The 25,977-nt window shown below is 61.9% G+C and carries 26 protein-coding genes and 1 pseudogene; 14 read left to right on the top strand and 13 right to left on the bottom strand.

Annotated features, from left to right (window positions below):
- Positions 1-7: 7 nt before the first annotated feature.
- Positions 8-1,050, bottom strand: a pseudogene (locus AUC70_RS06325) (NADP(H)-dependent aldo-keto reductase).
- Between the two features lie 217 nt (positions 1,051-1,267).
- On the opposite strand from AUC70_RS06325, the gene AUC70_RS06330 reads away from it, so the two are divergent.
- Positions 1,268-2,209, top strand: a complete 942-nt coding sequence (locus AUC70_RS06330; protein ID WP_069444051.1) for a leucyl/phenylalanyl-tRNA--protein transferase — start codon at positions 1,268-1,270, stop codon at positions 2,207-2,209.
- Positions 2,210-2,285: 76 nt separating this feature from the next.
- Complete coding sequence (locus AUC70_RS06335; protein ID WP_158007374.1) at positions 2,286-3,614, top strand: lipopolysaccharide biosynthesis protein; 1,329 nt, start codon at positions 2,286-2,288, stop codon at positions 3,612-3,614.
- Between the two features lie 22 nt (positions 3,615-3,636).
- Here AUC70_RS06335 and AUC70_RS17085 read toward each other — a convergent pair whose 3' ends face one another.
- Positions 3,637-3,798: a hypothetical protein gene (locus AUC70_RS17085; RefSeq protein WP_158007375.1), complete on the bottom strand. Its 162-nt coding sequence runs from the start codon at positions 3,796-3,798 to the stop codon at positions 3,637-3,639.
- A 231-nt stretch (positions 3,799-4,029) separates the two neighbouring features.
- On the opposite strand from AUC70_RS17085, the gene AUC70_RS06340 reads away from it, so the two are divergent.
- The 9 genes from AUC70_RS06340 (at position 4,030) to gmd (ending at position 12,350) form a co-directional block, all read left to right on the top strand.
- Positions 4,030-5,691: a hypothetical protein gene (locus AUC70_RS06340; protein ID WP_069444053.1), complete on the top strand. Its 1,662-nt coding sequence runs from the start codon at positions 4,030-4,032 to the stop codon at positions 5,689-5,691.
- The gene (locus tag AUC70_RS06345; RefSeq protein WP_069444054.1) at positions 5,637-5,906 is read left to right on the top strand and encodes a hypothetical protein; all 270 of its coding nucleotides are present in this window, start codon (positions 5,637-5,639) and stop codon (positions 5,904-5,906) included. The genes AUC70_RS06340 and AUC70_RS06345 overlap by 55 nt, the downstream gene beginning before the upstream one ends.
- Positions 5,907-6,176: 270 nt before the next feature.
- Positions 6,177-7,205 carry a hypothetical protein gene (locus AUC70_RS06350; RefSeq protein WP_141701983.1) on the top strand — a complete coding sequence of 343 codons (1,029 nt, stop codon included), beginning with the start codon at positions 6,177-6,179 and terminating at the stop codon, positions 7,203-7,205.
- 194 nt (positions 7,206-7,399) lie between these two features.
- Complete coding sequence (locus AUC70_RS18780; protein WP_425283581.1) at positions 7,400-7,774, top strand: asparagine synthetase B family protein; 375 nt, start codon at positions 7,400-7,402, stop codon at positions 7,772-7,774.
- Complete coding sequence (locus AUC70_RS18785; protein WP_425283582.1) at positions 7,744-8,124, top strand: hypothetical protein; 381 nt, start codon at positions 7,744-7,746, stop codon at positions 8,122-8,124. The genes AUC70_RS18780 and AUC70_RS18785 overlap by 31 nt, the downstream gene beginning before the upstream one ends.
- Positions 8,034-9,350: an asparagine synthetase B family protein gene (locus AUC70_RS06355; RefSeq protein ID WP_342021988.1), complete on the top strand. Its 1,317-nt coding sequence runs from the start codon at positions 8,034-8,036 to the stop codon at positions 9,348-9,350. The genes AUC70_RS18785 and AUC70_RS06355 overlap by 91 nt, the downstream gene beginning before the upstream one ends.
- The gene (locus tag AUC70_RS06360) at positions 9,347-10,270 is read left to right on the top strand and encodes a glycosyltransferase family 2 protein (RefSeq protein ID WP_069444056.1); all 924 of its coding nucleotides are present in this window, start codon (positions 9,347-9,349) and stop codon (positions 10,268-10,270) included. Before AUC70_RS06355 ends, AUC70_RS06360 begins: the two co-directional genes overlap by 4 nt.
- Before the next feature lie 2 nt (positions 10,271-10,272).
- Positions 10,273-11,154, top strand: coding sequence for a glycosyltransferase family 2 protein (locus tag AUC70_RS06365; RefSeq protein ID WP_158007376.1), 882 nt, complete (start codon positions 10,273-10,275; stop codon positions 11,152-11,154).
- A 119-nt stretch (positions 11,155-11,273) separates the two neighbouring features.
- Positions 11,274-12,350 carry a GDP-mannose 4,6-dehydratase gene (gene gmd / locus AUC70_RS06370; RefSeq protein ID WP_244505515.1) on the top strand — a complete coding sequence of 359 codons (1,077 nt, stop codon included), beginning with the start codon at positions 11,274-11,276 and terminating at the stop codon, positions 12,348-12,350.
- A gap of 6 nt (positions 12,351-12,356) precedes the next feature.
- Here the strand turns inward: gmd and AUC70_RS06375 are convergent, their stop codons facing one another.
- A complete protein-coding gene (locus AUC70_RS06375; protein WP_069444172.1) occupies positions 12,357-13,325 on the bottom strand; it encodes a GDP-L-fucose synthase family protein in 969 nt (322 codons plus the stop codon).
- Between the two features lie 280 nt (positions 13,326-13,605).
- Here AUC70_RS06375 and AUC70_RS06380 point away from each other — a divergent pair, with 280 nt between their 5' ends.
- A complete protein-coding gene (locus AUC70_RS06380) occupies positions 13,606-15,021 on the top strand; it encodes a mannose-1-phosphate guanylyltransferase/mannose-6-phosphate isomerase (protein WP_069444058.1) in 1,416 nt (471 codons plus the stop codon).
- Positions 15,022-15,101: 80 nt separating this feature from the next.
- On the opposite strand, the gene AUC70_RS06385 is transcribed toward AUC70_RS06380, so the two are convergent.
- From AUC70_RS06385 to AUC70_RS06430, 10 genes are all read right to left on the bottom strand, one after another.
- Positions 15,102-16,454, bottom strand: a complete 1,353-nt coding sequence (locus AUC70_RS06385) for an FkbM family methyltransferase (RefSeq protein ID WP_069444059.1) — start codon at positions 16,452-16,454, stop codon at positions 15,102-15,104.
- A gap of 14 nt (positions 16,455-16,468) precedes the next feature.
- Positions 16,469-16,822: a hypothetical protein gene (locus tag AUC70_RS06390; RefSeq protein ID WP_141701984.1), complete on the bottom strand. Its 354-nt coding sequence runs from the start codon at positions 16,820-16,822 to the stop codon at positions 16,469-16,471.
- An 89-nt stretch (positions 16,823-16,911) separates the two neighbouring features.
- Positions 16,912-18,201 carry a glycosyltransferase gene (locus AUC70_RS06395; protein WP_069444061.1) on the bottom strand — a complete coding sequence of 430 codons (1,290 nt, stop codon included), beginning with the start codon at positions 18,199-18,201 and terminating at the stop codon, positions 16,912-16,914.
- Positions 18,202-18,384: 183 nt separating this feature from the next.
- The gene (locus tag AUC70_RS06400) at positions 18,385-19,065 is read right to left on the bottom strand and encodes an NAD-dependent epimerase/dehydratase family protein (RefSeq protein WP_206599318.1); all 681 of its coding nucleotides are present in this window, start codon (positions 19,063-19,065) and stop codon (positions 18,385-18,387) included.
- A gap of 47 nt (positions 19,066-19,112) precedes the next feature.
- A complete protein-coding gene (locus AUC70_RS06405) occupies positions 19,113-20,228 on the bottom strand; it encodes a glycosyltransferase family 2 protein (RefSeq protein WP_069444062.1) in 1,116 nt (371 codons plus the stop codon).
- Positions 20,229-20,414: 186 nt separating this feature from the next.
- Positions 20,415-20,855, bottom strand: a complete 441-nt coding sequence (locus AUC70_RS18330; RefSeq protein WP_280138232.1) for an SGNH hydrolase domain-containing protein — start codon at positions 20,853-20,855, stop codon at positions 20,415-20,417.
- Complete coding sequence (locus tag AUC70_RS18335; protein WP_158007377.1) at positions 20,738-21,688, bottom strand: acyltransferase family protein; 951 nt, start codon at positions 21,686-21,688, stop codon at positions 20,738-20,740. The genes AUC70_RS18330 and AUC70_RS18335 overlap by 118 nt, the downstream gene beginning before the upstream one ends.
- On the bottom strand, positions 21,655-22,098 hold the full coding sequence (locus AUC70_RS06420) for an acyltransferase family protein (protein ID WP_069444065.1): 444 nt from the start codon (positions 22,096-22,098) through the stop codon (positions 21,655-21,657). Before AUC70_RS06420 ends, AUC70_RS18335 begins: the two co-directional genes overlap by 34 nt.
- On the bottom strand, positions 22,056-22,376 hold the full coding sequence (locus AUC70_RS16175) for an acyltransferase family protein (RefSeq protein WP_158007378.1): 321 nt from the start codon (positions 22,374-22,376) through the stop codon (positions 22,056-22,058). The genes AUC70_RS06420 and AUC70_RS16175 overlap by 43 nt, the downstream gene beginning before the upstream one ends.
- A 144-nt stretch (positions 22,377-22,520) precedes the next feature.
- Positions 22,521-23,414 carry a glycosyltransferase family 2 protein gene (locus AUC70_RS06430; protein ID WP_069444067.1) on the bottom strand — a complete coding sequence of 298 codons (894 nt, stop codon included), beginning with the start codon at positions 23,412-23,414 and terminating at the stop codon, positions 22,521-22,523.
- Between the two features lie 999 nt (positions 23,415-24,413).
- Here AUC70_RS06430 and AUC70_RS06440 point away from each other — a divergent pair.
- Together AUC70_RS06440 and AUC70_RS06445 are read left to right on the top strand one after the other, a co-directional pair.
- Positions 24,414-25,190, top strand: a complete 777-nt coding sequence (locus AUC70_RS06440; protein WP_083241322.1) for an ABC transporter permease — start codon at positions 24,414-24,416, stop codon at positions 25,188-25,190.
- 16 nt (positions 25,191-25,206) lie between these two features.
- The gene (locus AUC70_RS06445; RefSeq protein ID WP_158007379.1) at positions 25,207-25,902 is read left to right on the top strand and encodes an ABC transporter ATP-binding protein; all 696 of its coding nucleotides are present in this window, start codon (positions 25,207-25,209) and stop codon (positions 25,900-25,902) included.
- Positions 25,903-25,977: the final 75 nt, after the last annotated feature.

A 25,977-nucleotide genomic window follows, 5' to 3' on the forward strand; every position in this document is an offset into this window, starting at 1 on the left:
ACGAGTCTCAGGGGCAAGGGTTGGGGTAGTCAAGGTGGATATTCTCGATGTCCTCAAGAACCGCCCCGGGCAGCGTCAGGTCTGCGGCGTCGATATCCGTCTTGAGCTGCTCCATCGAGGTCGCGCCGATGATGACGGACGTCATGAAGGGGCGCGACAGGGCGTAAGCGATCGCCATCTGCGAGGGATCGAGGCCGTGGCGCTGGGCGAGTCCCACATAGGCGGAGATTGCGCGCGGGCCGTTTCCTTGCTCGTAGCGGCCGAGCCTATTGAACAGGGTCTTGCGCGCGCCTTCCGGCAGCGCGCCGTTCTCGTATTTGCCGGTCAAATAGCCTTGGCCGAGCGGTGAATAGCCGAGCAGGCTGACGTGCTCTTCGTAGCTGATCTCCGAAAGGCCGACTTCGTAGGAGCGGTTGACGAGGTTGAAGGCGTTCTGGATCGAGACCACCCGCGGCAGGTTGTGCTGCTCGGCGAGCTTGAGGAAGCTCATCGTGCCCCACGGCGTCTCGTTTGAGAGGCCGATGAAGCGCACCTTGCCGTTTCTGACGAGTTCGCCGAGCACGTCGAGAATTTCGTGGATGTTGTGGGCGTCGTCGCCCAGACGCCGGTATTCGAGCCCCTCGAAGACGCGGATGGGCCGGTCGGGCCAGTGGAGCTGGTAGAGATCCACATAGTCCGTCTGGAGGCGCTTGAGGCTCTTGTTGATGGCCTCGCGCATCTGCTCCGGCGTCTGGCGTGACAGCATGGGCTTGTCGCGCAGCCAGTCGATGACGCTGCTGCGCCCGGCCACCTTGGTGGCGATCATCACCTTGTCGCGGGCCTTGCGCGAGGCGAGCCAGGTTCCGACGATCTCCTCGGTGGCGCCCTGCGTCGCAGCCTTCGGCGGGATCGGGTAGATCTCCGCGGCATCGAAGATGTTGATGCCCTGCTCGAGCGCGTAGTCCATCTGCGCGTGGCCCTCGGCTCGGTGTTCTGTTGGCCGAAAGTCATCGTGCCGAGCGTGAGCGCGCTCACCTTCACGCCGGTGCGTCCAAGTTCCCGATATTCCATGCAATCTCCGTCGTTCGTGTCGCGTGGCTGTCCGTTGCGTCACATTTCGCAAAGGATAACAAGTTGTTAGCGGCGGCGGCCCTAATCCAGTTGTTAAGGACTCTTGGCCTAGAAAGGTAGGTTAAACCAGCCCGGCGCGGGAAACCCGCCGGCCGGGCGCCGACAGGGATGGGATGCCCGCATGGGTGTGCTTGGGCCAAAAAGGCTACCGAGGGATTTGGGCAGCGCTGCGGCCATCGAGCCGCCCAGCCCGAACGAAGCGTCATTTCGTGAGCCGACCTTCCGGGAACCATGGGACCGGTATCTGCGGCGGCTCGTTGTCGGTGCGGCTTATGCGTTGCAGCCGCGGCGCATCGCGCTCCTGCCGCGGCTGTGGCAGATGACGCTTGCCTACTATCTGAGCCCTAAAGGCACGCGGGATCAGCTGCCGGCGCGGCCCACCTACGCTACCCGCTGGGGGCTTGCCGGCATCAGCGACGACCTCAGCGTTCCGGCGCTGCTGCACAACTACGCGCGGGGCCTGTTTCCGGTCTGCCATATCGGGCCGATGAAATGGTGGTGTCCGTCGCTGCGGGCCGTGCAGGATCCGAGGCTTGCCCATGTCGGGCGTACCGTTCGGCGGCTCATTCGCCGGCACAACTTCACGGTCACGATGGACACGGATTTCGCCGGCGTGATGGAGGCCTGCGCGCAGCCGCGGCCGGGCAAGACGCCGCTCACCTGGATCACGCCGAAGGTCATGCGGGCCTTCTACGCCGCCTACAGAGCCGGATACGCGCACTCCGTCGAGGTGTGGGACGCCCAAGGCCGGCTGGTCGGCGGTCTCTTCGGCCTCGCCATCGGCGACGTCTATTTCGGCGAGTCCAAATTCTGCCGTTCGTCCCATGCGTCCAAGGTGGCGGTCGCCTATCTGCACCGGCACCTCGCGGCTTGGGGCTACCGCCTCTACGATGCGAAATGGATGACGCCCCATCTGGCCGAGACCGGCTTTGTGGCTATGCCGCGCGACGACTTCCTGTCTTTGCTGCCGTGGTACACCTCCGAAGAGGGGCAGGTCGGTCGCTGGTCTGTCGATCCCGCACTCGACCCGGCGGACTGGTCCAAGGGCTGGGACGTCGCGTCGCCCAATCCACCTGGCGCGGCGCCGCGTGCGGCGTGAGGGCGGCACGGCGCGCATGCACTATTCGACCCAACGGCCCAACGTCTCCGGGGGCGCTGCGAGGGAAGGAGATTGGATGGCGTTCCTGCACCGGCACCTGAAGCCGTTCGTGTCGACGTCTTCGCTTCTGTCGCTCGCCCGGATCGCCGGCGCGGCGGCCGGCTTCGCCACCCAGGTGCTGCTGGCGCGCACCCTCCATGCCTCGGCGCTGGGCTTGTTCTACTCCGTCACCAGCCTCGCCGCCGTCATGGGGATGGTCGCGGCGCTCGGCTACCCCAGCATCGCGTCGCGCTTCGTATCGCGCTACCGCGAGAAGGGCCGCGCGGGGCTGCTTGCTGCCTTCATCGCCTACGTCAGGACTACCGTGACGCGAAGCGCCGTCCTCGCTACGAGCGTCGTCATTGCATTTGCGGTATTCTGGCCGGGGCTGGAGCTCGACGCGAGGATTGCGACTGGCGCCGCTGCGTTTGCGATACCCGCGATCGCCGCGATCGAGTTAAACGGATCTCTGGCATCGTCGTTTCGCAGGTTCGCGCTGGCCTATCTGCCGGATACATGCATCCGGCCTTTCGTGCTGCTTGCGGCGCTTCTCATCCTTGTCGCCTTGGGTGCGACCCTGACGGCACCGCTCACAGCGGGACTATTCGCCATCATCATCATCGGCCTCGCAGTCGTGCAGTACCTCCTATTGTCGAGGACCGTACCCGGGGCCGAGATACCGGAAACTGAGGTCCCGCCGCGTTACCTGCGGATTTGGCGGCGCGAGGGGCCGCCCTTGGTTCTGGTTGCGCTCTATACGTCTTTCTTTGCTGACGTCGACATCCTCTTGGTCACGCCGCTTCTGACCAGCGCCGACACGGCGATTATCGGCATCTGCCTCAAGATGGCGCTGCTGGTCGGCTTCGCGGTGCAGGTGGCGCACCAGGTGAGCGTACCCGACCTCGCCGACGCGCACGCGCGCAAGGAGCACGGCCACATCGACACCATTGCGCTGAAGGCCATCGGATTTCCGCTTGCCGCCACCCTCGGCGCGATGCTCGTCGTCGCGCTCTGGGGCGAGACCATCCTGTCGCTGTTCGGTCCGGACTTCACGGGCGCGAAGGTGCCCCTGCTGATCCTGATCGGCTGCCAGCTGGTGCGGGCTCTGTTCGGGCCGAATGTCGCTCTGCTTTCGGTGATCGGCGCACAGCGCCAGAACGCGTTGCTCGCGGTTACCGCCTTGGTGGTGCTCGTGTTGACCAACCTGGCGCTCGTGCCACCCCTGGGCGTCGTCGGGGCCGCGCTTGCCGTCGCCGTCGCGACGCTGGTTTGGCTGAGTGCCTGTGCTGTGGTCCTGTCGCGCGTGAGCGGGCTTCGGACCGACGCGCTGCACGTCATGTCGCGCGCCCTGCGGGAGCGCGGATAATTCTTCTAGGAGGGTGCAGCCGCTACGAGAGTGGCGCCGCAGCCGCCGGGAGCGCGCCAACCTGCTCCGCTTCCACGGCGGCTTCCTCGCTGGCAAACATGTAGGTGAAGATAAGCCACAGAACGAACGCGGCGACCACGAAGATCGCGACGGCTTTGCCGAAAGCGCCGAAGGATAGGGGCATGAATGAAAACTCGTTTCGGGTTTGTCTTGTCAGGATTGTCTTGCACCGCAACAGAGCGGACGCCAGCTTTTTCGCGGCGACCCTAGCGCAACAGGTGGATCGTGATCAATGAACTTGAAAAACGGACTTGAGTGACCGGGCGGACTGTTGGACACATAACTCGCCGAAACTTGCTTTCCGACGACTTGCCGATGACACTCCGTCCACGGCATTGGCCGGGGGTGTTGTCGTATGACCGAAAAGTCGAAAGATCTGACCGGGGCTCTGGACGCCCTGGAAGAGGCTGTCGAGCGGCGCCAGTCGTCGCCCGACTCGTTGCTTTCGGAACTCGCGACGCTTCTCTTGGGCTTCCCCCGCGATTCCGAGCAGCGCCCGCGCGCCCATCGCATGCTGGGCGTCGTCTATAGCCAGATGGGCCGCGATGCCGATGCGCTCAAGGAACTCAGCGAGGCGCGGACGCTGGCGGCGAAGCTGTCGCCGCCAAACTACCGCGAGCTGGGCAATGTCGCCCGCGCCATGTCCGCCATTCATGCGGCGTCTGGCGACGATCGCCTCGCGCGGGATGAACTGGTCACGGCGCTGGCCTTCACCGCAATTGGCGGCAAACCCGATGAGGTCGTGCGGCTCGTTGCCGATGTCGCGCAGAGCGAGCTGGAAGCGCGCCGCTTCGAGAACAGCGCCCTTCTGTTCGACTTTCTTCTGACGGGCAACGACACGCTCATGGTGCCCGACTACGCCGTCCACAGCGCCCGCATCAATCTCGTTCAGGCGTTGAACGCGCTGGGGCGGCATGAGGAGGTTCCCGCCCACGTCAAGGTCTCCAACGCGACCTTGAGCGAGGACGACAGGCGCCTGCGTTTCCTGACGCAGCTCGAGGCGGCCCGTGCGAGTGCGGGGCTCGGCCGCCACGACGAGGCGGAAGGCGGGCTGCTGGTAGCCGAGAATTTTCTGCCCGAGGACCCCACCGCGATAGACCATTCGGAGTTCGTCGAAGCCGTGACGGAGTTGCAGGAGATTCGTGCCGGCGAGTCCGCCGTAGAGAGCCTCAAACATCTCGTTGCACAGTATACGGAGCAAGATGAGGCGGCGCGCATCGTTGTTGCGTGCCGCGCGCTTGCCAACGCGCTGCTGAGGCGCGGCGACGTGACCGGCGCCCTGAGTGCTCTCGGCTGCGCCCTGCGGGCGGCGCTTGAGGCCAAGCTCAAAGTGGCAGGCGATCTGCGCACGGAAATTCTACGGCGCGCCGGCGCGGACCGGCTCCTCGATCTGGCCGGCTCGAAGAGCCTGGTCGGGCTCGACGGCGAGCGCGACTTGCGGTTCGTGAAGCTCCGGCCGCTCGGCCACGGGAGCGCCGGCGACAGCGTGCTCGCGCTGGATATGGGCGACGGCGAAGAGGTCTCCTTGCGGACGTTGGATCTCAGCGCGCTCGGCGAGAAGCAGCGCGAGGCGGTGCTGTCCAAGGAGCGGCGCGCTTATGCGACGGTCGCGACGCTGCACGATGCGCGGATCGCCAAGATCCGCGATATGCGTCTTGCGCCGGGCGGCTCGCTCTACACGCTGCAGCTCCGCCCGGAAGGCCCGACGCTTCGGGACCTCTACACGGCCGGCACTGAGCCGGCCCGCATGCTGTCGCTGCTTGCCGATACGGCCGGGGCGCTCAGCGTGTTGCACCGGCGCGAGATCGTGCACCGCGACTTGACCCCGGACCACGTGGTCATCGGGCGCGACAACCAGGGCCGCGAGCTTCCGGTGCTGATCGAGCTGGGTCTGGCGCCCGTCGCCGCGGCACCCGGGATTGGCGGGTATCCGGGCGTGCCGCCTTACGTGCGCCGGAGCAGGTGGCCGGCGCGGAGGTCGATACGAGCGCCGACATCTACGCGCTCGGACAAATGATCGCCGAGCTTTGGGGCGGCCGGGTGCCGTCCCGGGCGAATTTGGGGCGCCTGTGGAAGCGCGACGCCGAGGATCAGATGCCGCGCGACATCGGCGATCTGGTGCGCGGCATGACGGCGCCGGAACCCAGCCGCCGCACCACGGATCTCGGCGACATCATCGAGGTTCTCAAGGCACAGCAGGACCAAGGTGAGGCTGCCGAGCCTGGGGATTGAGGTTTCGGTCCTTAGGCCTTGAAGGCAGTATCGCGAGGGATGGCCCGATTTGGGTCCGGATCTGTGAACCTGACCTGAATTCGCAGCGGTAGTTGGCGCCGCAAACTGGTAGTCCCAGCCTCACAATCGAATCGGCAATTTGCAATAATCGGGCATCGCAACATTCGCCGAAAGACCGAGAGAGAAGCGTATTTTGCGAAGGGCCAGATTTTCGATAAACCACGTCACTCTGTGCTGACCAAAGTCGCAAATATTAGTTGGGGAGCGACGATGAAGGCGGTGGTTCATATTGGCGTGAGCAAGGCAGGATCAACAACGATCCAAGAAACAACGTTCGCCCATCGCGCTGCCCTCTTGAAGTGTGGCGTGCTTGTCCCGACGCAAGATGGACGCTTCATTCGACCTATTGATTTGGCTAACGCGGTAACAGGAAAGAGCTCGACGTCCCGGTCTGAAGAGGTCCGTTCTGTAATCGAAGACGGCATTTCCAGGCACAGGCCTCAAGCCCTCCTCCTTTCGAGCGAGTATCTCTACTACAAACGAGGTGCAGCCGAGGCGCTGGAAGCGTTCCTAGCGCCGTGGGCGGACGATGTAGATATCGTACTCTACGTCCGAGATCCGGTGAAACGTTACCTCTCCCTTTGTCAGCAATCGCTCAAGGGGCAATACAAGTTCATTGGTCCAGCTTTTTGGAACGGCAAGTATCGCACTTCAGTGGAGCGATGGCGAAAGCAATATGGGGACCGGCTTACGGTTTTGCCCTTTCAGAGATCGGCCTTTCCCGAGGGCCTGGTGAGCAATCTTTTCGCCCGCTTCTTTCCTGAAACCGCGGGAAAGCTGCCCAATCTTGACGATCGAATAGCTAATCAGTCCGACCCGACGGAGGCCACGCGTCTGTTAGAGGCATATTTCAAGGTCTTCTATCCTAACGCGATACGCAAATCACGCCGGGACGTCGATCTGCTCCGAAGTCACTTGGCTGAGACCGCATTGGAGATGGGGTTAGGCGAAAGGCCAACGCTACGACCCGAGGCTAGAGAAGTTATTGCCCGCAACCACTCGGAGGACCTAGCATGGCTTGCTGCGGAGGAGGGGATTGTCTTTGATGGCGTTGATGCAGAGGCCACGAGCGAAGTACCGTACTCGCGGCCTCAGCTCGATAGAGTTTCGTGGTCAGAAGTTGTTTCAGTTGACCCCCAAAATGTGCAGAGACTGGGCCTTTATGCTGCTAGGAGCGCCACGATAAAGCTAGCGACTTGGCCAGCCCGAAAGCTCTGTGCTTTGTGGCGCCGCTCCTGAGTACCGCGCCCTAGCTCGCGGTTGGAATGGTGCCAATCGACGGTGATATCGCTGAGGTTCTCAAGTCGCAGCGGGGGCAGGCGGGGCCCCAGGGTCGGGTCAGGCTTCTTCGACTTGACAAGTGGCCCGGCCCGATGCCGTCTCTCGAACCTATGAACCCTCCGTATCCACGTTCCGCAGCGCGGATGTCCTAGATGTGCGGCATTGTTGGGCTGCTGGACCCTGAATGGCGTTCCACCGGCGAGGTGCTGGATACGTTCGCTCGGGACATGGTGCGTGTGCTGCACCATCGAGGGCCCGACGCGCATGGGGTCTGGACGGAGCCGGAGGCTGGCATCGCCCTGGGCCACGCGCGGCTGTCCATCATCGATCTGACCGCGGCAGGGGCGCAGCCCATGGCGTCGTCGTCGGGGCGCTACGTGCTGGCCTATAATGGTGAGGTCTACAACGCCGGTGAGCTTCGCGCCGAGTTGGAGCAGGAGGGGCACCGGTTTCGCGGCCACTCCGACACGGAAGTGATCGTCGAGGGCTTCTCGGCATGGGGCGTTCCGGAGACGTCGAGCGGCTGATCGGTATGTTCGCCTTCGCCGTCTTCGACCGGAAGGAGCGGATCTTGGCGCTCGTGCGCGATCGGCTCGGCATCAAACCGCTCTATTGGGGGCGGATCGATGGCCGCATCGCATTCGCTTCTGAGTTGAAGGCTTTTGGCCCCCTGCCGGGCTTCCCACCCGAGATCGATCGCGATGCGCTCGCGTCGTATCTTTGTACCGGTTACGTGCCGCGCCGGCGTCCATCTATCGGGCCGTCTCCAAGCTGGAACCCGGCACCATGCTCGAAGTCCGGACGGACGGCGTCGTTCGGAGCCACACCTACTGGTCCGCGCTCGACGTTGCGGAGCGGGGGCAATCCTTGCCCATGAGGGCCGGCGAGGCCGAGGCGGTCGCTAAGCTAGAAGCGCTCCTCACCGACGCGGTGACACGGCGCATGGTCGCGGACGTGCCCCTCGGGGTGTTTCTGTCGGGCGGCATCGACTCGTCGACCGTGGCGGCCCTCATGCAGGCGAACGCACAAGCGCCCGTTAGGAGTTTCTCGATCGGCTTCGACAATGCGGCCTACAACGAGGCCGACGCCGCGAAGGCGGTGGCGGGCCATCTCGGCACCGATCACACGGAACTGTATGTGAGCGCCGCGGAAGCCCAGGGCGTCGTGCCGAAGCTGCCACAGATCTACGACGAGCCGTTTGCCGATGTTTCGCAAATCCCGACCTATCTCGTGTCGGAAATGACGCGGAAGCACGTCACGGTGGCGCTGTCGGGCGACGGGGGCGATGAAATGTTTGCGGGCTACAACCGCTACGCTCAGGGCTTGCGGGCGGTCCGGGCGCTTAGGCATTTGCCTAGACCTTTGCCGGGCGCCCTCTCACAGCTCCTGTCGCTGGCGTCGCCGCAAACATGGGAAACACTATTTTCCGTCGTGCCAGCGCGCCTGAGGCCGCGGCAGCCGGGCGACAAACTGCATAAGCTCGCCGCCGTGTTGGGCGCGGATCCGGGCGACTACTATCGGGTCCTGGTCTCGCCCTGGGCAGAGGCTTGGTCACTGGTCCGGGGTGCGGATCGGCCCCAGCCCGCCCCCTTCGCCATGGACGTGCGGAGCCGCTTCAAGAACGAGTTGGCGTGGATGCAGTATGCCGACATGGTGACCTATCTGCCCGACGACGTTCTCACCAAGGTGGACCGCGCCTCGATGGCGGCGTCGCTCGAAGCGCGCGTGCCACTCCTGGATCACCGCGTCGTCGCATTCGCATGGCAACTGCCCGACGACCTCAAGATCAGGAACGGCCAGGGCAAATGGCTCCTGCGCCAGTTGCTCTATAAGTATGTTCCAAAGGCACTGGTCGACCGGCCCAAGATGGGTTTCGGGGTTCCGATCGATGCCTGGCTCCGGGGGCCACTCAGAGACTGGGCCGAGGATCTTCTGGACCCGACAGCGATGGCGCAGGCAGGATATCTAGATCCGGGGCCAATTAGAGCCAAATGGGCCGAACACCTCTCGGGGCGGCGCAACTGGCAGCATTTCCTCTGGAATGTGCTGATGTTCGAAGCCTGGCGGCGCGCTCAGCCCCACAGCGTCGGGGCGCCGCAATGACTGCGCAGCCTCTTGTAACGATCATCACGCCTTGTCTCAACCGCGCCGGCATGATCGCAACCGCAGTCCAAAGCGTGCGCGATCAGGACTATGGTGGCGGTATCCAGCATCTCGTGATGGATGGCGGCTCCAGGGATGGGACGCTCGATGTCCTGGCGCATTACCCGCAAGTCACGGTGATCTCTGAACCAGATGGTGGCCTTTATGATGCGCTCAACAAGGGCATCGCGCGGGCACAAGGGTCGATCATCGGGCTACTCAATTCTGACGATACCTATCGGCCGGTTGCAGTTCGCGCCGCCGTCGCCGTACTTCAGGACCAGCCTTTCGTGTCGATGGCGTGCGGTGGGGCAACGGTCGTTGACCGCGATGGAGAGCCAGGCACCGTTATCCGGCACTATGATGGCGCTGAGAATCGGAGCCTTGAACCGAGAGATCTCTTGCTCGGCGTTCCCATCGTCAACGCGAGGTTCTACCGCCGCGCGCTGTTCGATGCGATCGGAAGGTTTGAGACGCGCTATAGGATCGTTGCGGACCGGGATTTTCTGCTGCGCGCAGCCCTCGCCGGCGAGACGGCCGCCACTATTCCGGAGGTCGTCTATGAGTATGGATCCCATTGCGGCTCGCTGACGATTGGCGGGATCGACGCGCGCCGCCGCATCGCCGAAGAAACCATCGCGCTGACCGAGAGTTGGCTCAGCCGGACGCCTCCAGTGCCTGCATCGGCCGCCCGCAGCCTCAAGCGGCTGCATGCTCAATGCATGCTGATCTGCATGGCCGACGGTGCGCGGCGCGGTGATTTTGGTTCGCTGCGCGAGTGCCTGCGGCGCGGGACCAAGCTGAACGGAACCTGGCCCATCAATGCGGTTGGCGCGCTCGGCGCCTGGGCGGCCCGGCGCATCTGGCACTCAGGAGTATAGAGGTGTCTAGCGCGTCCCAAGTCACCGCGATCATCCCCGCTTACAATCGCAGTCATTGCATCGGCCGGGCGATGGAGAGCATCCTTTCGCAGACCAGTCCGCCACAGGAAATCCTGGTGGTCGACGATGCGTCGACTGACGATCTTTCGCGTGCGCTTGCGCCGTTCGGGGAGCGCGTGCGGCTGATCCGGCATGATACCAATCGGGGGCCCGCCGCGGCGCGTAACACCGGACTCCAAGCGGCTACCGGGGATCTGGTGGCGTTTCTCGACAGCGATGATGTCTGGCACGCGAAGAAGCAGGAGAAGCAACTCACTTTCATGGATCGCCTCGGACTGGTCGCCAGTTGCACGGGCTTCGAGACGATTTCCTTCGGCGCGGCGCAAGAGGCCTGGCGCCCCTACGGGCAGATGCTTTCGGAGCGGGACGTGGCTTGGGGCTGCTACACGAGCCCCGGCTCGACGCTCATCGCGCATCGGGAGGCGCTCTGGGACTGCGGCGGGTATGACCCGGACTTCGTGCGGTTCGAGGACTGGGATCTGATGCTGCGTCTGGTGACCGCGTTTCCCGGAGAAGTCGGTTACCTGAACGAACCACTTGCGTCCATTCACATTGGCTCTAACGTCAGCCGTCCGGAATGGCATGAGAGCCTCGATCGCATGCTGACAAAGCACGGTGGCGCGCTGCACGCACGAACCCCCGAATTGTCTCGGGCGCTGAGCTCAGGCATAGCCTTCAACCGGGCGGCCATCTTCGCCGGGCAGCGGCGGTGGTATAAAACGGGGCGGGAGCTCTTGCGCTCCTTGCAGATTGTGCCGGCCGGGAACTGGCCATTCCGTGTCATTCTCGGGCGGCGGTTTCGAAGATTCTTGCGGAAACCGTAGCGGGGCGCATGCTCTTCTAAGACATTGCATTTTGGGGGATGTTCCGGGTAGGACAGAGCCAGTACGCTAGAAGTCGCCGTGGTCCACCGTCCATGTGCCGAGCCGTCAGGAGATTGGAATTGTCCGAGAAAGTCGCATTGATCAGCGGTGTCACCGGCCAGGATGGTGCTTACCTCGCCGAGTTGTTGCTGTCGAAGGGGTACCGCGTCGACGGTATCAAGCGCCGATCCTCCTCCTTCAACAGTGAGCGCGTCGATCATCTCTACGAGGACCCACACAAGAACGACCCTCGCTTCCGCATGCATTACGGCGACCTGACGGATGCGACCAACCTGATCCGACTGGTGCAGGAGGTTCAACCGGACGAGATCTACAATTTGGCGGCGCAGAGCCATGTTCAGGTGAGCTTCGATACGCCGGAATACACCGCCAACGCCGATGCCGTCGGCACCCTGCGCTTCCTCGAAGCGATCCGCATCCTTGGGTTGGGGGATCGCACCCGCTTCTACCAAGCCTCGCGTCCGAGCTCTACGGCAAGGTGCAGGAAGTGCCGCAGCGCGAGACGACGCCGTTTTATCCGCGATCGCCCTATGGGTGTCGCTAAGCTCTACGCTTATTGGATCACGGTGAATTACCGAGAGGCCTATGGGATGCATGCCTCGAACGGCATTCTTTTCAACCACGAGAGCCCAATTCGCGGCGAGACCTTCGTGACCCGCAAGATCACCCGCGCCGTCGCCGCTATCGAAGCCGGGGCTGAAGACTGCTTGTGGCTCGGCAATCTCGATGCCCAGCGGGATTGGGGCCATGCACGCGACTACGTCGAAGGCATGTGGCGAATCCTCCAGCAGGACACGCCCGACGACTACGTGCTCGCCACAGGCGAGACGCATTCTGTCCGAGAGTTCGTGGAGCTGGCGTTCGAGCAGCTTGGCGTGCCGATCGAATGGCGCGGCGAGGGTGTGGACGAGGAGGGTTTCGATCCCCGCAACGGGCGGGTCCTAGTGCGTATCGATACGCGCTATTTCCGGCCGACTGAGGTCGATCTGCTGCTCGGCGACCCGAGCAAGGCCAAGCGCGTTCTCGGCTGGGAGCACTCGACGCCATTCCGCCAGCTCGTGGCCGAGATGGTCGATACCGACATGCGCAGCTTCCGGGGTAGCAACACGTTCCAGCGGCGGGCCATAGGCGAGTAAAACACGCTACGCCGCGCCGAGCCGCAAGTCGCCTTTACCGATTTCGCGGTGGTACCAATCGTAGGTCTGCTTGAGGCCGGCGGCGAGGTCGTATTGCGGCCGCCACCCGAGCGCTGCGAGGCGCGAGCAGTCCATTACCTTGCGCGGCGGACCGTCCGGTTTCGAGGTGTCGAAGCGAAGTTCGCCCTGATAGCCCATCGCAGCCATCATGCGCCTGGCGAGCTCGGCGATGGTCACTTCCTCGCCGGTGCCCACATTGATGTGCTCCACTTCGTCGTATTCCTTGAGTAGGAACACGAGCGCGTCAGCAAGGTCGTCCACGTGCATGAACTCGCGCAACGGCATGCCCGTGCCCCAAATCTCGACGCTCTCGGCGCCATCGCGGGCGGCGGCGTCAATTTTGCGCATAAGCGCCGGGATGACGTGGCTGTTGTTGAGGTCGAAATTATCGCCGGGGCCGTAGAGGTTCGTGGGCATGGCGGAGATATAGGCCCGGCCATACTGCTCCCGGTAAGCTTGGCACAGCATGATTCCGGCGATCTTGGCGATCGCATACCACTTGTTGGTGGGCTCGAGGGGGCCGGTCAGAAGCGCGTCCTCGCGCATCGGCTGCGGAGCCTCGCGCGGATAGATGCAGGACGAGCCGAGGAACAGCAGCCGATTGATATCCGCCTCATGAGATCCGGCGATCAGGTTCGACTCTATCAGCAGGTTGTCGTTGAGAAAATCCACGGGATAGGTGGCGTTGGCCAGGATCCCGCCTACCCTGGCCGCCGCCACGATCACGATGTCGGGGACCACTTGCTTGAGATAGGCCTTCGTGGCGCTCTGGTCGCGTAGATCGACTTCGGAGCGGCTGGTGGTCAGGATAGTGACGGGCTCGCGGGCGAGGCGCCGTACAAGGGCTTGGCCCACCAGCCCTTTGTGGCCGGCGACGAAGATGCGTTTGCCTGAAATGTCGAACTGCGAAGCCATCGAACCCCTCGTCTCATGCGCGGCTTCCATAGCACCTCTTTTTTCGCAGGGCCAACCCGTCGTAGAGCGCGCGGGCGCCAAGTCCGCGATGGCCGCTTGCTTACCTTGCAGCGTCAGGGTTAGCGCAACACCGACATTGACAACCGAGATGTGTGCGGGGATGACTGAGGTTCTATCGCCGGAGCTCGTGGACGGAACGAGACGCCGTTATGCGGCAGATGGTTAATGCGCTTGCTCTCGGTGCCAGCCGGGGAGCCAGACGAAGAGAGGCTTTCGAACGATGGGATCGCACTGCATTCCGGTGATCATGTGTGGCGGGGCCGGAACCCGTGTCTGGCCCGAATCGCGCGAGACTTTGCCTAAGCAGTTCATCACGCTGGTGGGTGACCAATCCACCTTCCAGCGGATCATCTCGATGATCTCCGACCCGGCCGTGTTCGACCAGCCAGTTGTGATCACCAATCGCGACTACCGGTTCTTCGTTGCCGAGCAGCTGGCGGAGCTCGGTGTGGCGGCTACCATCGTGCTTGAACCGGAGCGGCGCGATTCCGGCCCTGCGGTCGCGGCTGCTGCGGAACTCGCCGCCAAGGCCGGCCCCGACACCGTCGTCGCCATGTTTGCGGCGGACCACATCTACGAGAAGCCCGCCGAGTTCATAGGCAATTGCAAGGCGGCCATTCAGACCGCCGTTAAGGGCAATATCGTTAGCTTCGGTATCAAGCCCACACATCCTGCCACCAATTTCGGATATATCCGGCCCGGCGCTCCCATCGAGGGGACCGCGGCGCGCAAGATCGAGGCTTTCGTCGAGAAGCCGGACGCCGAAACGGCCGAGCGCTATATCGCCGAAGGCTACCTGTGGAATTCCGGTAATTTTGTCTTTCCGGCTGAGATGATGCGTGCCGAGATTGAGCGCTTCGAACCGGAGATGGCCGTCGCGGTGGCCGAAGCCGTGGCAACAGCCGAGACGGATCTAGATTTCCTGGTGTTGGGCGAGAAAAGCTTCGGACGGGCCACTAAGAAATCCATCGACTACGCCGTGATGGAGCGGACAGACCGCTCCGCCGTCCTCGAGGCCGACATGGGTTGGAACGACCTTGGCACTTGGAGCTCTGCTTTGAGTTTTACTGAGGCCGATGCCGCCGGGAATTCCGTTCGCGGCGACGGCATCGTGCTCAATTGCACCAACGTGCATGTGCGCTCGCCGGAGATGTTGACCGCCGTTGTGGGGCTCGATGATGTCGTGGTCGTGACGACCGCTGATGCCGTCTTGGTACTCAATAGCAAGGAAGCCGACAAGGTGAAGTTGCTGGTCGATGATTTGCGAAAGCGGGGGCGCCGCGAGTTGGTCGAACACAAACGCGTCTATCGGCCTTGGGGCTACTACCAGGGCGTCGATCAGGGTGCGCGCCACCAGGTCAAGCGGATCCTAGTGAAGCCCGGCGCAAGCTTGTCGTTGCAGAAACATTTCCACCGCGCCGAACATTGGATAGTGGTCAAAGGCACCGCTGAAGTGACGCGGGACAACGAAGTTATCCTCGTGCACGAGAACGAGTCGATCTACCTGCCGATCGGCTGCACGCACCGGCTTGCCAACCCCGGCAAGATCGAGCTGGAACTCATCGAGGTCCAAACCGGGAGCTATCTCGGGGAGGACGACATCATCCGGTTCGAGGATATCTACAACCGGACCTAGGCGGGCGGGTGATCTAGTCCCTATCCCGATATTCCAGAGCGTAGTCCCAGCCGCGATAGCGGATGAGCCGATAACCTTCGTCATGGAGCTTCTCGAGCGTGGCCAGCGTTCCGGACTTTTCCCAGGCGCTCCGCGTTGCTGTCACCCGGGTGAAATTCGACGAGCAGGATCTTCGGGCGTAAGGCACTCTCCGCAAGACGGTCGAGCACGGCAAACTCGGCTCCCTCGATATCCATCTTCAGTACACTGATGGTATCGATGTCCTCGCGCCGCATGAGCTCGTCGAGAGTGACGCATTCCGCGTCGAATCCGCCCTCCGTATTCTGGATATTCACGGCCGAATGGGAGACGCTATCGGCATTCGCCGGCGCGTGGAAGGTCAGCGTTTCGGTCTCGTTCCATAGGCCCCAGGGCCGAAACGCGATGCGTTCGAGCGTTTCGCTGTCAGCCTCGTAGAAATCCGCCACTGCGTTGTTGATCGGTGCGGGTTCCCCGGCCGCGACGGCGTTCTTCGTCGCTTCGAAGTGGGCGACGGCCCGCGGCGTGGGATCCAGCACCAGGATTTTGCAGCCGAACCGCTTCGCTACTTCGACGTCGAATGAGATGTCTTCTCCGGCCCCGGCCGAGACGACCACATCGTCGGCGCCGAATCCCGCCTCGGGCAGCCACCAGCCGCCGTAATCCGTGCCCAGCCGGATGAGCGGTGCGCTCGGCGGTGCTCTGAGCGCCTTATGCCGCGCTTCCACCTGTGACAGGCTTGCGCTTCCGGCGAGGCCCGCCCGCTCCCGGACGCGGCGGATAAGCTGTCGTGGCCGGCGGGCCCAATAGGCCGCACGAGCCGCCACGCTCGGCCGTGGCGCGGGATCGAGCCCATGAGGGGCCGCCGGTCCGGATGGCCGGTCGCGCTTCCGTCTCGGATCCATGACGGCCATGAAGGCCTCGAACAGGCGCGGATCGACGAAGGCAAGTTCCGGCGTGCGCCAATCCTCGATCTTCAAGGTCTCCAGCGTGTGCTTGAATTCGGGCCGCACGCCGCAATTGCTGCCCGATCCGTCGAGGCCGATGTTGTCCACGAGGGACTGTGTCGGGCAAATGCAGACCGCGTGATGCTTGAAGTGGGTGTAGACCCAGCGGCAGGCCCAGACGTCCTTTTCGCCCCGCATGCAGGCCCGCAGCGTCGCGAGGCTGTCGGCACCGATCCAATGCGCATACGCCGCCGTCGCGCTAGGGGAGGCATTGAACGCGTCGAAGTTGGGAACGGAGAAATCGGCCTTGGACCAACGGTCGCGCCACGTGGCCCAGCCCCAGCACTGCATGCGCGGGATTGCGTAGACGTCGAAATCGTAGTCCGCCGGGACGGGCATGACCGAGGCGGGATGCGAGTAGGCGCTGATGGAGAAGACGCCCGCATGGTTCTCGAAGCGGTCGAGCATACGGTTGAAATAGGTTAGCGTGGCCCGATCGTCACGAGATCGTCCTCGATGACGATCACCCGGCCGTGGCGCTCGACGATCTCAGTGACGCCGCCAATGATGGATTGGGCCAGTCCGATATTCTCAGGCCGCGCCTTCACGGTGACCGAGCGGAAGCCTTCGATGCCGCCCAGCAGCGTGCGAACCGCGTCCACGCCGGCGCGATCCGCGTCCGTTTTCGGGCCGTCGCTGAACACGTAGAGATCGGTCTCGGACGCGAGGGCGTTGCCGCGCAACGCGTTGAGCGTCGCCTGCGCGTGGTCTGCCCGGTTGTAGACGAAGAGCGCGACGGGGGCCGTCTCGGACGTATGGGCCGTAGCCTGGTTCATCGACAGCTCTCTTTCGGTGGCAATGCCCCGTTTTTCGCAGGTCTCTTCGCGCTTCGCCAGGGTGGAATTGGCGGGTTTTGGCATCCCGCCTACGGCTTGGCGCTTTGCTCCCGCGCCGCCAAGATCTCACGGTAGAAGTCCACATAGTGCTGCACGGCCGTGGCCTGGGCGTGGCGGGTGACCGCGCGCTCCGATCTCGCGCTCATATCCGGCCCGGCCTGGTTCGCGGCCCAGGTGATCCCCTTGGCGAGATCCTCCACATCGAAGGGCTGGGCCAGGTAGCCGGTTTCCAGATGATCGATCATATCCGGCAGGCCGCCCACATCGAATCCGACGCAGGCGACCCCGCAGCAACACGCCTCCTTGATCGTGTTTGGCAGGTTGTCCGCCTCGGTCGGCAGCACGAACACGTCCGCGGCGCTATAGGCCGTCGCCAGCTTCTCCTCGTCCTTGACCGTGCCGAGATAGCGGCATTCGAACCCGGCGATGGTCTGGCCGGCGGGTCCCCTCGCCCCAAGGATTGCAAACACCGTGTTGGCCGGATCGAGATACTCGGAGAGATGACCGAGCGCGGCCTTGAGATGGTGAAAGCCTTTGCGGGGGTCTCTGGTCGAGCTCAAGGCCCCGAACATGATCACACATTTGTCTTGGGGAAGGCCGAAGGCGTCGCGCGAGGCCTTCTTGTCCTTCGGCGCGTAGAGTTCCGTATCGACCGGATTGAGAATATGGCGGACGCGATAGCGCCCGAAGAGCAGGCTCGCCTTGGCGCAATCGCTGATCCACTTGCTCGGCCCGACGATGTTGAGTTCGGTGTCGCGCCAGCACCGGCGCTTGTAGTTCCAGACAAGTCGATCAAAATCGAGCCCTGACTCATGTGCCGGGCGATTGTCCGCGCGGTAGCCTTCCCGGTAGCGCTCGGGATCGTCCGGGAGTAGATAGTGCTCTGTGCCAGCGAAGCCCCAGATGTCGGGTAGCTTCCACACCACAGGCTTGTTGAGCTTAGCCAGTTCGCCGATTGAGATCGTGTCCTCGCCGATCCAATGCATCTGGATGATATCGACATCCATCCTGTTCAGAAATTCGGCGGTACCCATGGGTACGACATTGAATGTCCGGATTATCGGGTTGTCGGAGCGGCGGAGCTTGTTGATCAGCCAGGCGCCGCGGCGGGCGAGCAGGCACCGAAGCTGCTTCCTTGGCAGCGCAATGACGAGCGGATCGTCGGTTTCCTTGTGCACGACCACGAGACGGGACTCGATCCCTTGCGAGAGCATGGCCTGATGAGAACGCCGCGCCCCGATGGCCGCGCCGCCCATGCTGTCGGAATAGCAGAGGTGGACGACCCGCAACGGTCTGTCTGTCTCGGCGTTCTCAGGCATGTCCCGATGTCTCAAACCAGTCCCAGGTGCGTCGGACGCCCTCATCGAGTTCTGTGATGGGATTATACCCGATGGCGCTGCGGGCTTTTGAGATATCGCAGTAGGTATGAAGGATCTCGCCCGCGCGCACCGGCTCGTACGTCACGCTGAAATCCATACCCGTTGTCTCGCGAATGATTTCGATCAGGGCGTCACCGATGTCGGCTTGCCGAAGCCGAGCTGATAGGTCCCGGCAGCGCTGGCCTCGATCGCGCGGACGATCCCGTCAGTGAGATCCTCGACGAAGAGATAGTCGCGGGTCTGCGTTCCGTCGCCATAGACAGTCACCGCGCCGGTCTCGCGGATATTTTTGATGAAGGCGGCGACGACTGAGCTCTTGCGGCGGGAGTTCGGCCCGTAAATGTTCGAGAAGCGCAAGCTCGCGGCCTTCAGCCCGTAGGACTGCGCGTAGGCCCAGCAATAGCCTTCGCCGGCGAGCTTCGAGGCGCCGTAAGGGGACGCAGGCTTGGCGGCGATGTCCTCGTTGATGGGTGGAGGGACCTCACCCAGAATCGCGCCGCCAGTGGATGCGTTCACCAGGGACGGCACGTCTTCCTGGCGCATCGCTTCCAATATGTTGAAAGTGCCGGTCGTATTGATGTTGAAGTTGATCTGCGGATCCTCGATGGAGTCGATCACGCGTGTATGCGCAGCGAGATGAACGACGGCGTCCATGCCCTTGATCGCCTTGCGCACCGCAGCGTCGTCTCGCACATCGCCTTCTACGACGTGGATGCCGTCCGTGATGGTGAGGTCGCCACTGGGGTTCGACATGTTGTCGAAGATGCGAATTTCGGCGCCGAACCGTTCTTGCAGCTTTGGCACCAGGCTCGTTCCTATAAAGCCAAGCCCGCCTGTGACTAGAACCCGTTTCATGCTGCGATCGACACCTGTCTACTGTGGTGGAATGACGTCATAGCCGCCGCACCCACCGTACGAGGCGGTAGGCGGCGCGGGCGATGTAATAGCAGAGGAAGAACACGACTTCGAACACTGGCGCCAAAAGTTTCCGTACGAGCCGGAGAATGCGTCTCAGCAGCGACGCGTCCCGCGCCGCTGCTGCGGTTCCGTTCTGGATCTGTGCCGGCGTGCCCCGTTGCGGCAGGGGTTTGAGGCCGAGGGCGTGTAGATGGGACGCCACTGGCGGAGGCTGCGCCAGGCGATGGACGCGGTGTTGGCCCGGCGCGGCCCGGAAAATGCCGCCGCATGTAGTGCCAGGTGAGGGGCACGTTCTCGATCGACCGGATCGAGGTCATGTTCTCGAGGACGGCCGGGAAGTCCTGCGGACCCTGGCGGAAGGTGAAATGGACGCCCGTTGCCGCTTGCAATTCTACCACTTCGATCGAGGTGGCATTGGTTGCGAAGAAGCGGAAACCTTCCTTGCCGGCACGCAAGCAGAAGTCTACGTCGCCGTAATAGTGCGGGAAGGCGGCCGCGTCGTAGTTCCGGACACTGTGGAGGATCTCGACAGGGAACAGTGAGCAGCGCCCGAAGAGTGCCTGCACCTGGTATAGGCCGTCGTGCTCCGCCATGGCGGCATCGAGCTTGTCAAGATCGTTCAAAATGGGACCCGACCCCGGCGCCCAGCCGGTGGAGATCGCCTGGCCGCTGGCGGCATCAAGGGCGATCGGGGCGACGCCTGCACGCTGGCACCGTTCGGAGGTCTCGACAAGCGCCTCGACGGTGTCTGGGTGTAGTAACGTGTCGTCATTAACGAGCAAAAAGAAGTCTCCCGGCGCGAATTCCGGCCATAGCGTGTCCAGGGCTTTGGCGACAGCGCCAGTCCACCACAGATTGCCGTCGCCTTCGATAACGCGGGCAGCCGAAAACTTTTCCGCCAGAATCAACGCGGTTCCGTCGGTGCTGCCATCATCCACGATGGTGATGGACATGGAGTCTATCGCCGTTTGCGCGAAGACGTGCTCCAGGCACATCTCCGCGAGCGCCTTTCGGTTATGGGTCGGAATGATGACGTGGACCTTCGGCACAGAGATCGGACACCCAGATGGTGGTTTGACGGCGAATTCGGCGCCTCGGCAAAGGTGCAGGCCCCAAGGGCCTTTCAACCGGTGCCGGTACGCCGCGCATTGTCTTCAGGCTGGCGCCAGGCGAGCTTGCGCTGCCTAGCAGAGCCGGGGGGTCCGTTCAATGGAGATGCCGCGCAAGGATCCAGCTCACTGGGCGGACGTGGCTACCCCAAGCCATTGGGCAGTCTCGAGTTTCTGTTCGATGGCATGCACGATTCTGTAGGCTGCCGCGCGCGAATAGTGCGACTGATCCGTGATGAAGAAGGACGTGCCTTCGTTCACCGCGCAGCTGTCACGGGACGGCCGGCAAAAGAGACGCAATGGATCAACCGCCTCGATCCCCTCCCTCTTGGCCAGCGTTTCGATCATATCCCGCTCCCAATCGGCGCGACCGAGTTGCTCGCCATAATTCACCTCGAGCTTCAGGCCCGCTAGGAACGTATCCCGCTCCGCCTGCGGGATCGGATCGATTACCTCCTTAAGCTGCTCCTTAATGTTTCGGTCGGTCTCCATGCCCGGTAAGACAAGGACCATGCGATGGCCCGCATCGACCCAGCGCTGGAACGTCCGTTCATAGGCTTCACGCAGCGTGTCGCTTGGTGCGGGGTGACGGTCCCGCGATACTTCTTTCGCCCCGATCCATCCTGATATTTCCGCCAGTGGACTGCATAGATGATGATCGCAGGTGGCGCGTCATCGATGATGCGGAGGGTCCTCTTGCGGTAAGGGTCGCACTTCTCGAACTTCAGCGCCTTCACATCGACCGGTGGACAGCTACCTGCCACGCGCCGTGCGATAGCATAGCCGTTCTTTTCCGCAAGGTCCAAGACGGCCTTGGTCAGAACGGCGGCATGGCTATCGCCGGCAAGAAAGATCGTTCCCCGTGCGTTCGGCGGCGTGCTTTGGATGAACCCAATCGCGTCCGCACCCGTCTCGTTGAAGACGGCTGCGAGGCTTCCATATCGGTCCGCGAAGCCATTCGACGCGTAGGACATGGTCCCAAGGCCGCCCAGCAGTAGGAATGAAACCAGAATGGCGGGGACAAAGGCTGGCGTCGGTACCGACCCCATGTTCCGCGCCGGCCGCTCCACCAGGAAATACGACACGACAGATAGAACGACCGAGACCGCGATCAAACCGAGTGCGCCGAGATTCGAGGTATCGGGATGCGAGAGGTTCCAAAACGCGAACACAGGGTAGTGCCAGAGATAAAGGGAATAGGAAGTCAACCCGACCGCCACGAATAGCCGGATGCTGAGAAAGGAGGTGACCGCGTCCCCTTCCCGCGCGAACCAGATTATAAGACACACGCCGATCACCGGAATGAGCGTCAAGAGCGAGGGATGAGGCGTGCTGCTGTCGAACGCAAAAAGCGGCCCGACGATCATCACGACGCTAGAATCGGCAAAATTTCCGCCCACGTGCCGCTTGCATTTCTCCCGTAAGAGAGTTCGATCCGCGCCAGGATGGCCCCGGCCAAGAGCTCCCATGCCCGCGTCGGCAGCAGGAAAAAGTTCGCATCGGAAAAGGCGGTCGATCCGTATTGCGACAGCGCTAACGAAGCCACGAACAAGACGATCAGGATCGGCAAAATCCGATCGCGTGCGCCCCGCCACAAGGCCATGAGCAGCAGCGGACACAGAATGTAGAACTGCTCCTCCAGCGCCAGCGTCCAAGTGTGTAGTAGAGGCTTCAGTTCGCTTGGTCCGGCCCAGTAGCTGTCCTCCGACCAGAACCAGAAATTGGAGGCGAAAAGAAGCGTGGAGATCGCCGAGCCGGAGAACTCCTTCAGTTGATCGGGCGCATCAGGCGCCAGGCGAAGGGGATGCATACGGCGAGGACGAGAAAAAGTGCGGGCAGAATGCGACGCGCACGTCGGTGATAGAACCTCAGGATCGAGAAGTCCTTCGCCGAGAGCTGGCGAAGGATGATCGAGGTTATCAGGTAACCGGAGATCACGAAAAAGATGTCGACCCCGAGAAATCCACCCGTGAGCATCGGCTGGCCGCGAAATGAGAAGTTCGCGTGGAAGATGACGACCGCGGCGACCGCAAGCGCGCGCAAGCCGTCGATCTCAGGCCGATACGGCAGTATTGGTTTGCTCCGCAATTGGCCTATCCCGCATGTCGTCGGGCCAGGGGTTCCGTTCAAGCAGTCAGTTCCAAGACGGATTGCAGCGTCCTCGGATGAGGCGTTGAAAGGACGGTTGGTTGAATCTTCTTTCCGTCCGCCCGAGCCTTGGGCTGGGCTCACCTATCTAGGGAAAGCGCGGCGCTGGAGCCTCAGTGAGGCATTGTAAAATCGAACAACGCATACGTTCAACGTCCGAGTCAAAAACCCCAGCGCCTTGCCGACTAAGGATGCACCTTGTGACGCTGGAGCTGCGCGCGTGGCGGCCTTTTGCGGTGTGTGTGGGCCAACGACGGCATAGATCGGTCGCCAATAACGAAGACTGCGCCATGCTGTTTTCAGCGTGGCTGTCACAGCTCGATGCGGGTGGTGTCGGGATGTATAACGCCAAGTAATTACCACGTTATCGAGCGATCGTATTGAAAACAAGTTTGCTTTGACCTCTGCCAGTGTCTGAGCGCCTTGGCGAAACGCAAAATGCGAACCGGTGTTGTCGGCTCCGTGCTGGACCCGGATGCAGGTGGCGCCGGTTACAAAGAAGCGGAACTCTTGCTCCCGGGCGCGAAGGCAGAAATCGACGTCGCCGTAATATTGCGGGAACGTCTCGGCGTCATAGTTGTCGACGAAATCAAGAACCTCTGCCGGAAAGAGCGAGCATCGACCATATAGGGACTCGGCCTCAAACAGCATGCTCGGCTCGATGATTGCAGCGTATTGATGTTCGAAGTCGAGTAAGACGTGGTGTTGCCTGAGTGCAAAGCCGGTGGTCAGCGGATCGCCACTTTCATAGTCCAGCGCAAGCGGCGCCACGCCACAGCGGCCATTGTGGACCGACTCGCGAACAAGAATGGCAACGGTCTCCGGTTGCAAGATCGAGTCATTGTTGACTAACAGAAAAAAGTCGCCTGGCTTGAAACTCGATCGCAATGTGTCCAACGCCTTTGCAACCGCACCGGTCCACCAGAGATTGCCGTCACCCTTGATGATGTTGACCGAGGGAAACTCCGTCTCAAGCATCTGTTCAGTGCCGTCGGTGCTACCGTCTCGACGACCGTAATGGTCATCCGGTCGGCGACCGATTGATCCAAGACCGACAGAAGGCAGGTTCGCGTTTCCTCTTTCCGATTGAATACCGGAATGATGACGTGGACTTTTGACCTTCCACCTGAGAACTGGTGAGGTTGACGCCCGTATGCGATGGAAAAAAAGTGAGAGGGTCGATCGAGAGCTTTGCTCAGTTGTCGGCTCCATGCCCGAAGCCTCTCTGGCTGACGTGCTTCCACGCCCAGGACGGCAACGAGACCCCATCCCCAGATCAGATCGGCCAAATCCTCGTAAATCTCGAAGTTGCCATCGCCCCGAGGGGCCTGATCGATCAGCAAAAAGTCGATCTGCTTTGACCAGGAACGCTCGTTGCCGCGATAGATAGGTACGCCAGCAACAACATAGCCCTGAAGTTCGTTTGCCTCGAGGGCCTCTCGAAGTTCTTCAGCATATGGACTAGTCGCTTGATCCGATGCATCCGACGCGCAGTCGACTAGATGGATGCGGCGAGCTGTTCCTCGGCAGGCGAGGGCCGCCGTTACAGTTATCTGCGGTTGCGGACGCCCCGCGACAACGATGGTCGCATCCTCAGGCAGCTGAGCGACTGCATTGTAAAGCCACCGGTCCTCTACGAGCGTCGAGGTGCCCGAAACTCGGCTCAGCGTTGGACGAATGGAATCGAAGTCTGGCAGGACCGAAGCCATCGTCGTTTCGCCAAAGTTGGTTACAGGGACCAAAAGCGCGTTCTAATGCGTCAGCTGCGCTCTAGGTGGTGCATCTCGCTAAGCTAGGCTGACTAGCAGAGCGTTAACGTGCTTTCAATGCCGCTCAGTGTCAATTGAATGGACCTTTGGATGGGTCCTGCCGGGCGCATTCTGTCAGCTTGACCTGGTGGCCTAAGCCCCGTATTCGCTTGACCGGCAGGCGCATCGCTTCGAACGGCCCGCGAATTTTGGGACTAGAGGCCTTTCCGTGAGTTTCAGTTCGGCTTTGGATTTGAACCGCTGGCACCGGTGGCTATATGTCGCCTGGTTCAACTTCGTCGTTACCTACCGGAATACGACGCTGGGCCCGTTCTGGCTTCTTGCCGGGCCAGCGTTGTTTGTTGTTGTCCTCGGCGGCCTTTATTCGCATGTAAATACCGTCGACCCGAATGTCTTCATCCCGTACTTGGCAGTTGGTGTCATCCTATGGACGCTTATCGGTGGCTTCGTAACGAAAAGCACAACAGTATATCAGCGTAATCGCGCACAGATCCTTCAAGGCTCTATGACTCTGATAGAGATTACAGTAGTAGATGTGATCTCAATATTATTGCAGTTCCTTCACCAGCTTCTTATAGTTGTTGTTGTTTTCCTTGTTTACAGTCACCAGCTATCTATATATGCATTCGTTAGCTTGATAGGAATTGGGATTCTCGTGGCCAATGGCATTTGGTTGTCGATAGTCTTCGGCATCATTGGCGCCCGCTATCGCGATCTTCATCAGGTCATATCCGCGATTATGCGCGTCGCCTTCCTGGCTACGCCGATTATTTGGATGGCGACATCAGGTCGCGGACAAGCGCTTGGAATTTACCTGCTATTCAACCCATTTTATCACTTCCTGGAGATCGTTCGCGCGCCACTCCTCGGGATGCCGATCTCGATAACGACTTGGATCTTTGTCCTCTCCGTGACGATTGGCGGGTTTGTCCTGGCGAACCAGATGCACAGACGCTATGCGCGGCTCGTGCCGTTGTGGGTGTGAGAGTGGAGATACGGCCGTGACCGAACTCGCACGCAAACCTGTCTCCGAAAGTGCGCCCGAGACCCATGAAGCACAGCCGCTGGTGGAAGCTAAGAACCTGGCTTTGAGGATTCCCGTCTTCAAAGCCGGCGACCGATCCGTCAGGATCAGTCCATCGCGGCTCCTTACGGATCTCTATTTTCGGCGCACTAAGCGAGCTGTCACGACACTTCTTGATGATGTCTCCTTCAGGGTGCGTCACGGAGAGCGGCTTGGAATCATCGGAGCGAATGGCGCCGGCAAAAGTACTTTGCTTCGGGTTCTGGCGGGAATCTACACGCCAAGCAGTGGCGAATTGATTGTTCGCGGCACGGCCAAAGGCCTGTTTGATGTCTCGCTCGGTATGCTGCAGGACGCGACGGGGCTTGAGAACATCTATATGCGGGGGCTTCAGATGGGGCTCAGCTTTCGCGAAATCAGAGACCTAGTTCCTGGCATCGTCGAGTTCACAGAGCTTGGAGACGCGATCGAGAAGCCCTTCAACACATACTCGAGCGGCATGCGGCTAAGGCTCGCGGTTAGCATCTCGACTATGGTCGAACCCGACATTCTCCTTTTGGATGAATGGCTGGGGGCAGGCGACGCGCGGTTCGGAGGAAAGGTCAAGGACCGCATGAACGCTTTGGTGGAAAAAAGCCGTGGCCTAATAATGCTACGCACAACGAAGAGTTAATGAAAAGTCTCTGCACCCATGGGTTGGTGCTTAGGAAGGGCATATGCCTATTTCATGGCCCGCTCGACGACGCTC

This window comes from Methyloceanibacter stevinii (genome assembly GCF_001723355.1).
GTDB classification, from domain to species: domain Bacteria; phylum Pseudomonadota; class Alphaproteobacteria; order Rhizobiales; family Methyloligellaceae; genus Methyloceanibacter; species Methyloceanibacter stevinii.

Excerpts from the sequence above, each read along its gene's own strand:
- AUC70_RS06335 (WP_158007374.1), top strand. The coding sequence starts at position 2,286 with ATGGCGTTCCTGCACCGGCACCTGAAGCCGTTCGTGTCGACGTCTTCG.
- AUC70_RS17085 (WP_158007375.1), bottom strand. The coding sequence starts at position 3,798 with ATGCCCCTATCCTTCGGCGCTTTCGGCAAAGCCGTCGCGATCTTCGTG.
- AUC70_RS06340 (WP_069444053.1), top strand. The coding sequence starts at position 4,030 with ATGACCGAAAAGTCGAAAGATCTGACCGGGGCTCTGGACGCCCTGGAA.
- AUC70_RS06350 (WP_141701983.1), top strand. The coding sequence starts at position 6,177 with ATGAAGGCGGTGGTTCATATTGGCGTGAGCAAGGCAGGATCAACAACG.
- AUC70_RS18780 (WP_425283581.1), top strand. The coding sequence starts at position 7,400 with ATGTGCGGCATTGTTGGGCTGCTGGACCCTGAATGGCGTTCCACCGGC.
- AUC70_RS18785 (WP_425283582.1), top strand. The coding sequence starts at position 7,744 with ATGGGGCGTTCCGGAGACGTCGAGCGGCTGATCGGTATGTTCGCCTTC.
- AUC70_RS06355 (WP_342021988.1), top strand. The coding sequence starts at position 8,034 with ATGCTCGAAGTCCGGACGGACGGCGTCGTTCGGAGCCACACCTACTGG.
- AUC70_RS06360 (WP_069444056.1), top strand. The coding sequence starts at position 9,347 with ATGACTGCGCAGCCTCTTGTAACGATCATCACGCCTTGTCTCAACCGC.
- AUC70_RS06375 (WP_069444172.1), bottom strand. The coding sequence starts at position 13,325 with ATGGCTTCGCAGTTCGACATTTCAGGCAAACGCATCTTCGTCGCCGGC.
- AUC70_RS06380 (WP_069444058.1), top strand. The coding sequence starts at position 13,606 with ATGGGATCGCACTGCATTCCGGTGATCATGTGTGGCGGGGCCGGAACC.
- AUC70_RS06385 (WP_069444059.1), bottom strand. The coding sequence starts at position 16,454 with ATGCTCGACCGCTTCGAGAACCATGCGGGCGTCTTCTCCATCAGCGCC.
- AUC70_RS06390 (WP_141701984.1), bottom strand. The coding sequence starts at position 16,822 with ATGAACCAGGCTACGGCCCATACGTCCGAGACGGCCCCCGTCGCGCTC.
- AUC70_RS06395 (WP_069444061.1), bottom strand. The coding sequence starts at position 18,201 with ATGCCTGAGAACGCCGAGACAGACAGACCGTTGCGGGTCGTCCACCTC.
- AUC70_RS06420 (WP_069444065.1), bottom strand. The coding sequence starts at position 22,098 with ATGCATCCCCTTCGCCTGGCGCCTGATGCGCCCGATCAACTGAAGGAG.
- AUC70_RS06430 (WP_069444067.1), bottom strand. The coding sequence starts at position 23,414 with ATGCTTGAGACGGAGTTTCCCTCGGTCAACATCATCAAGGGTGACGGC.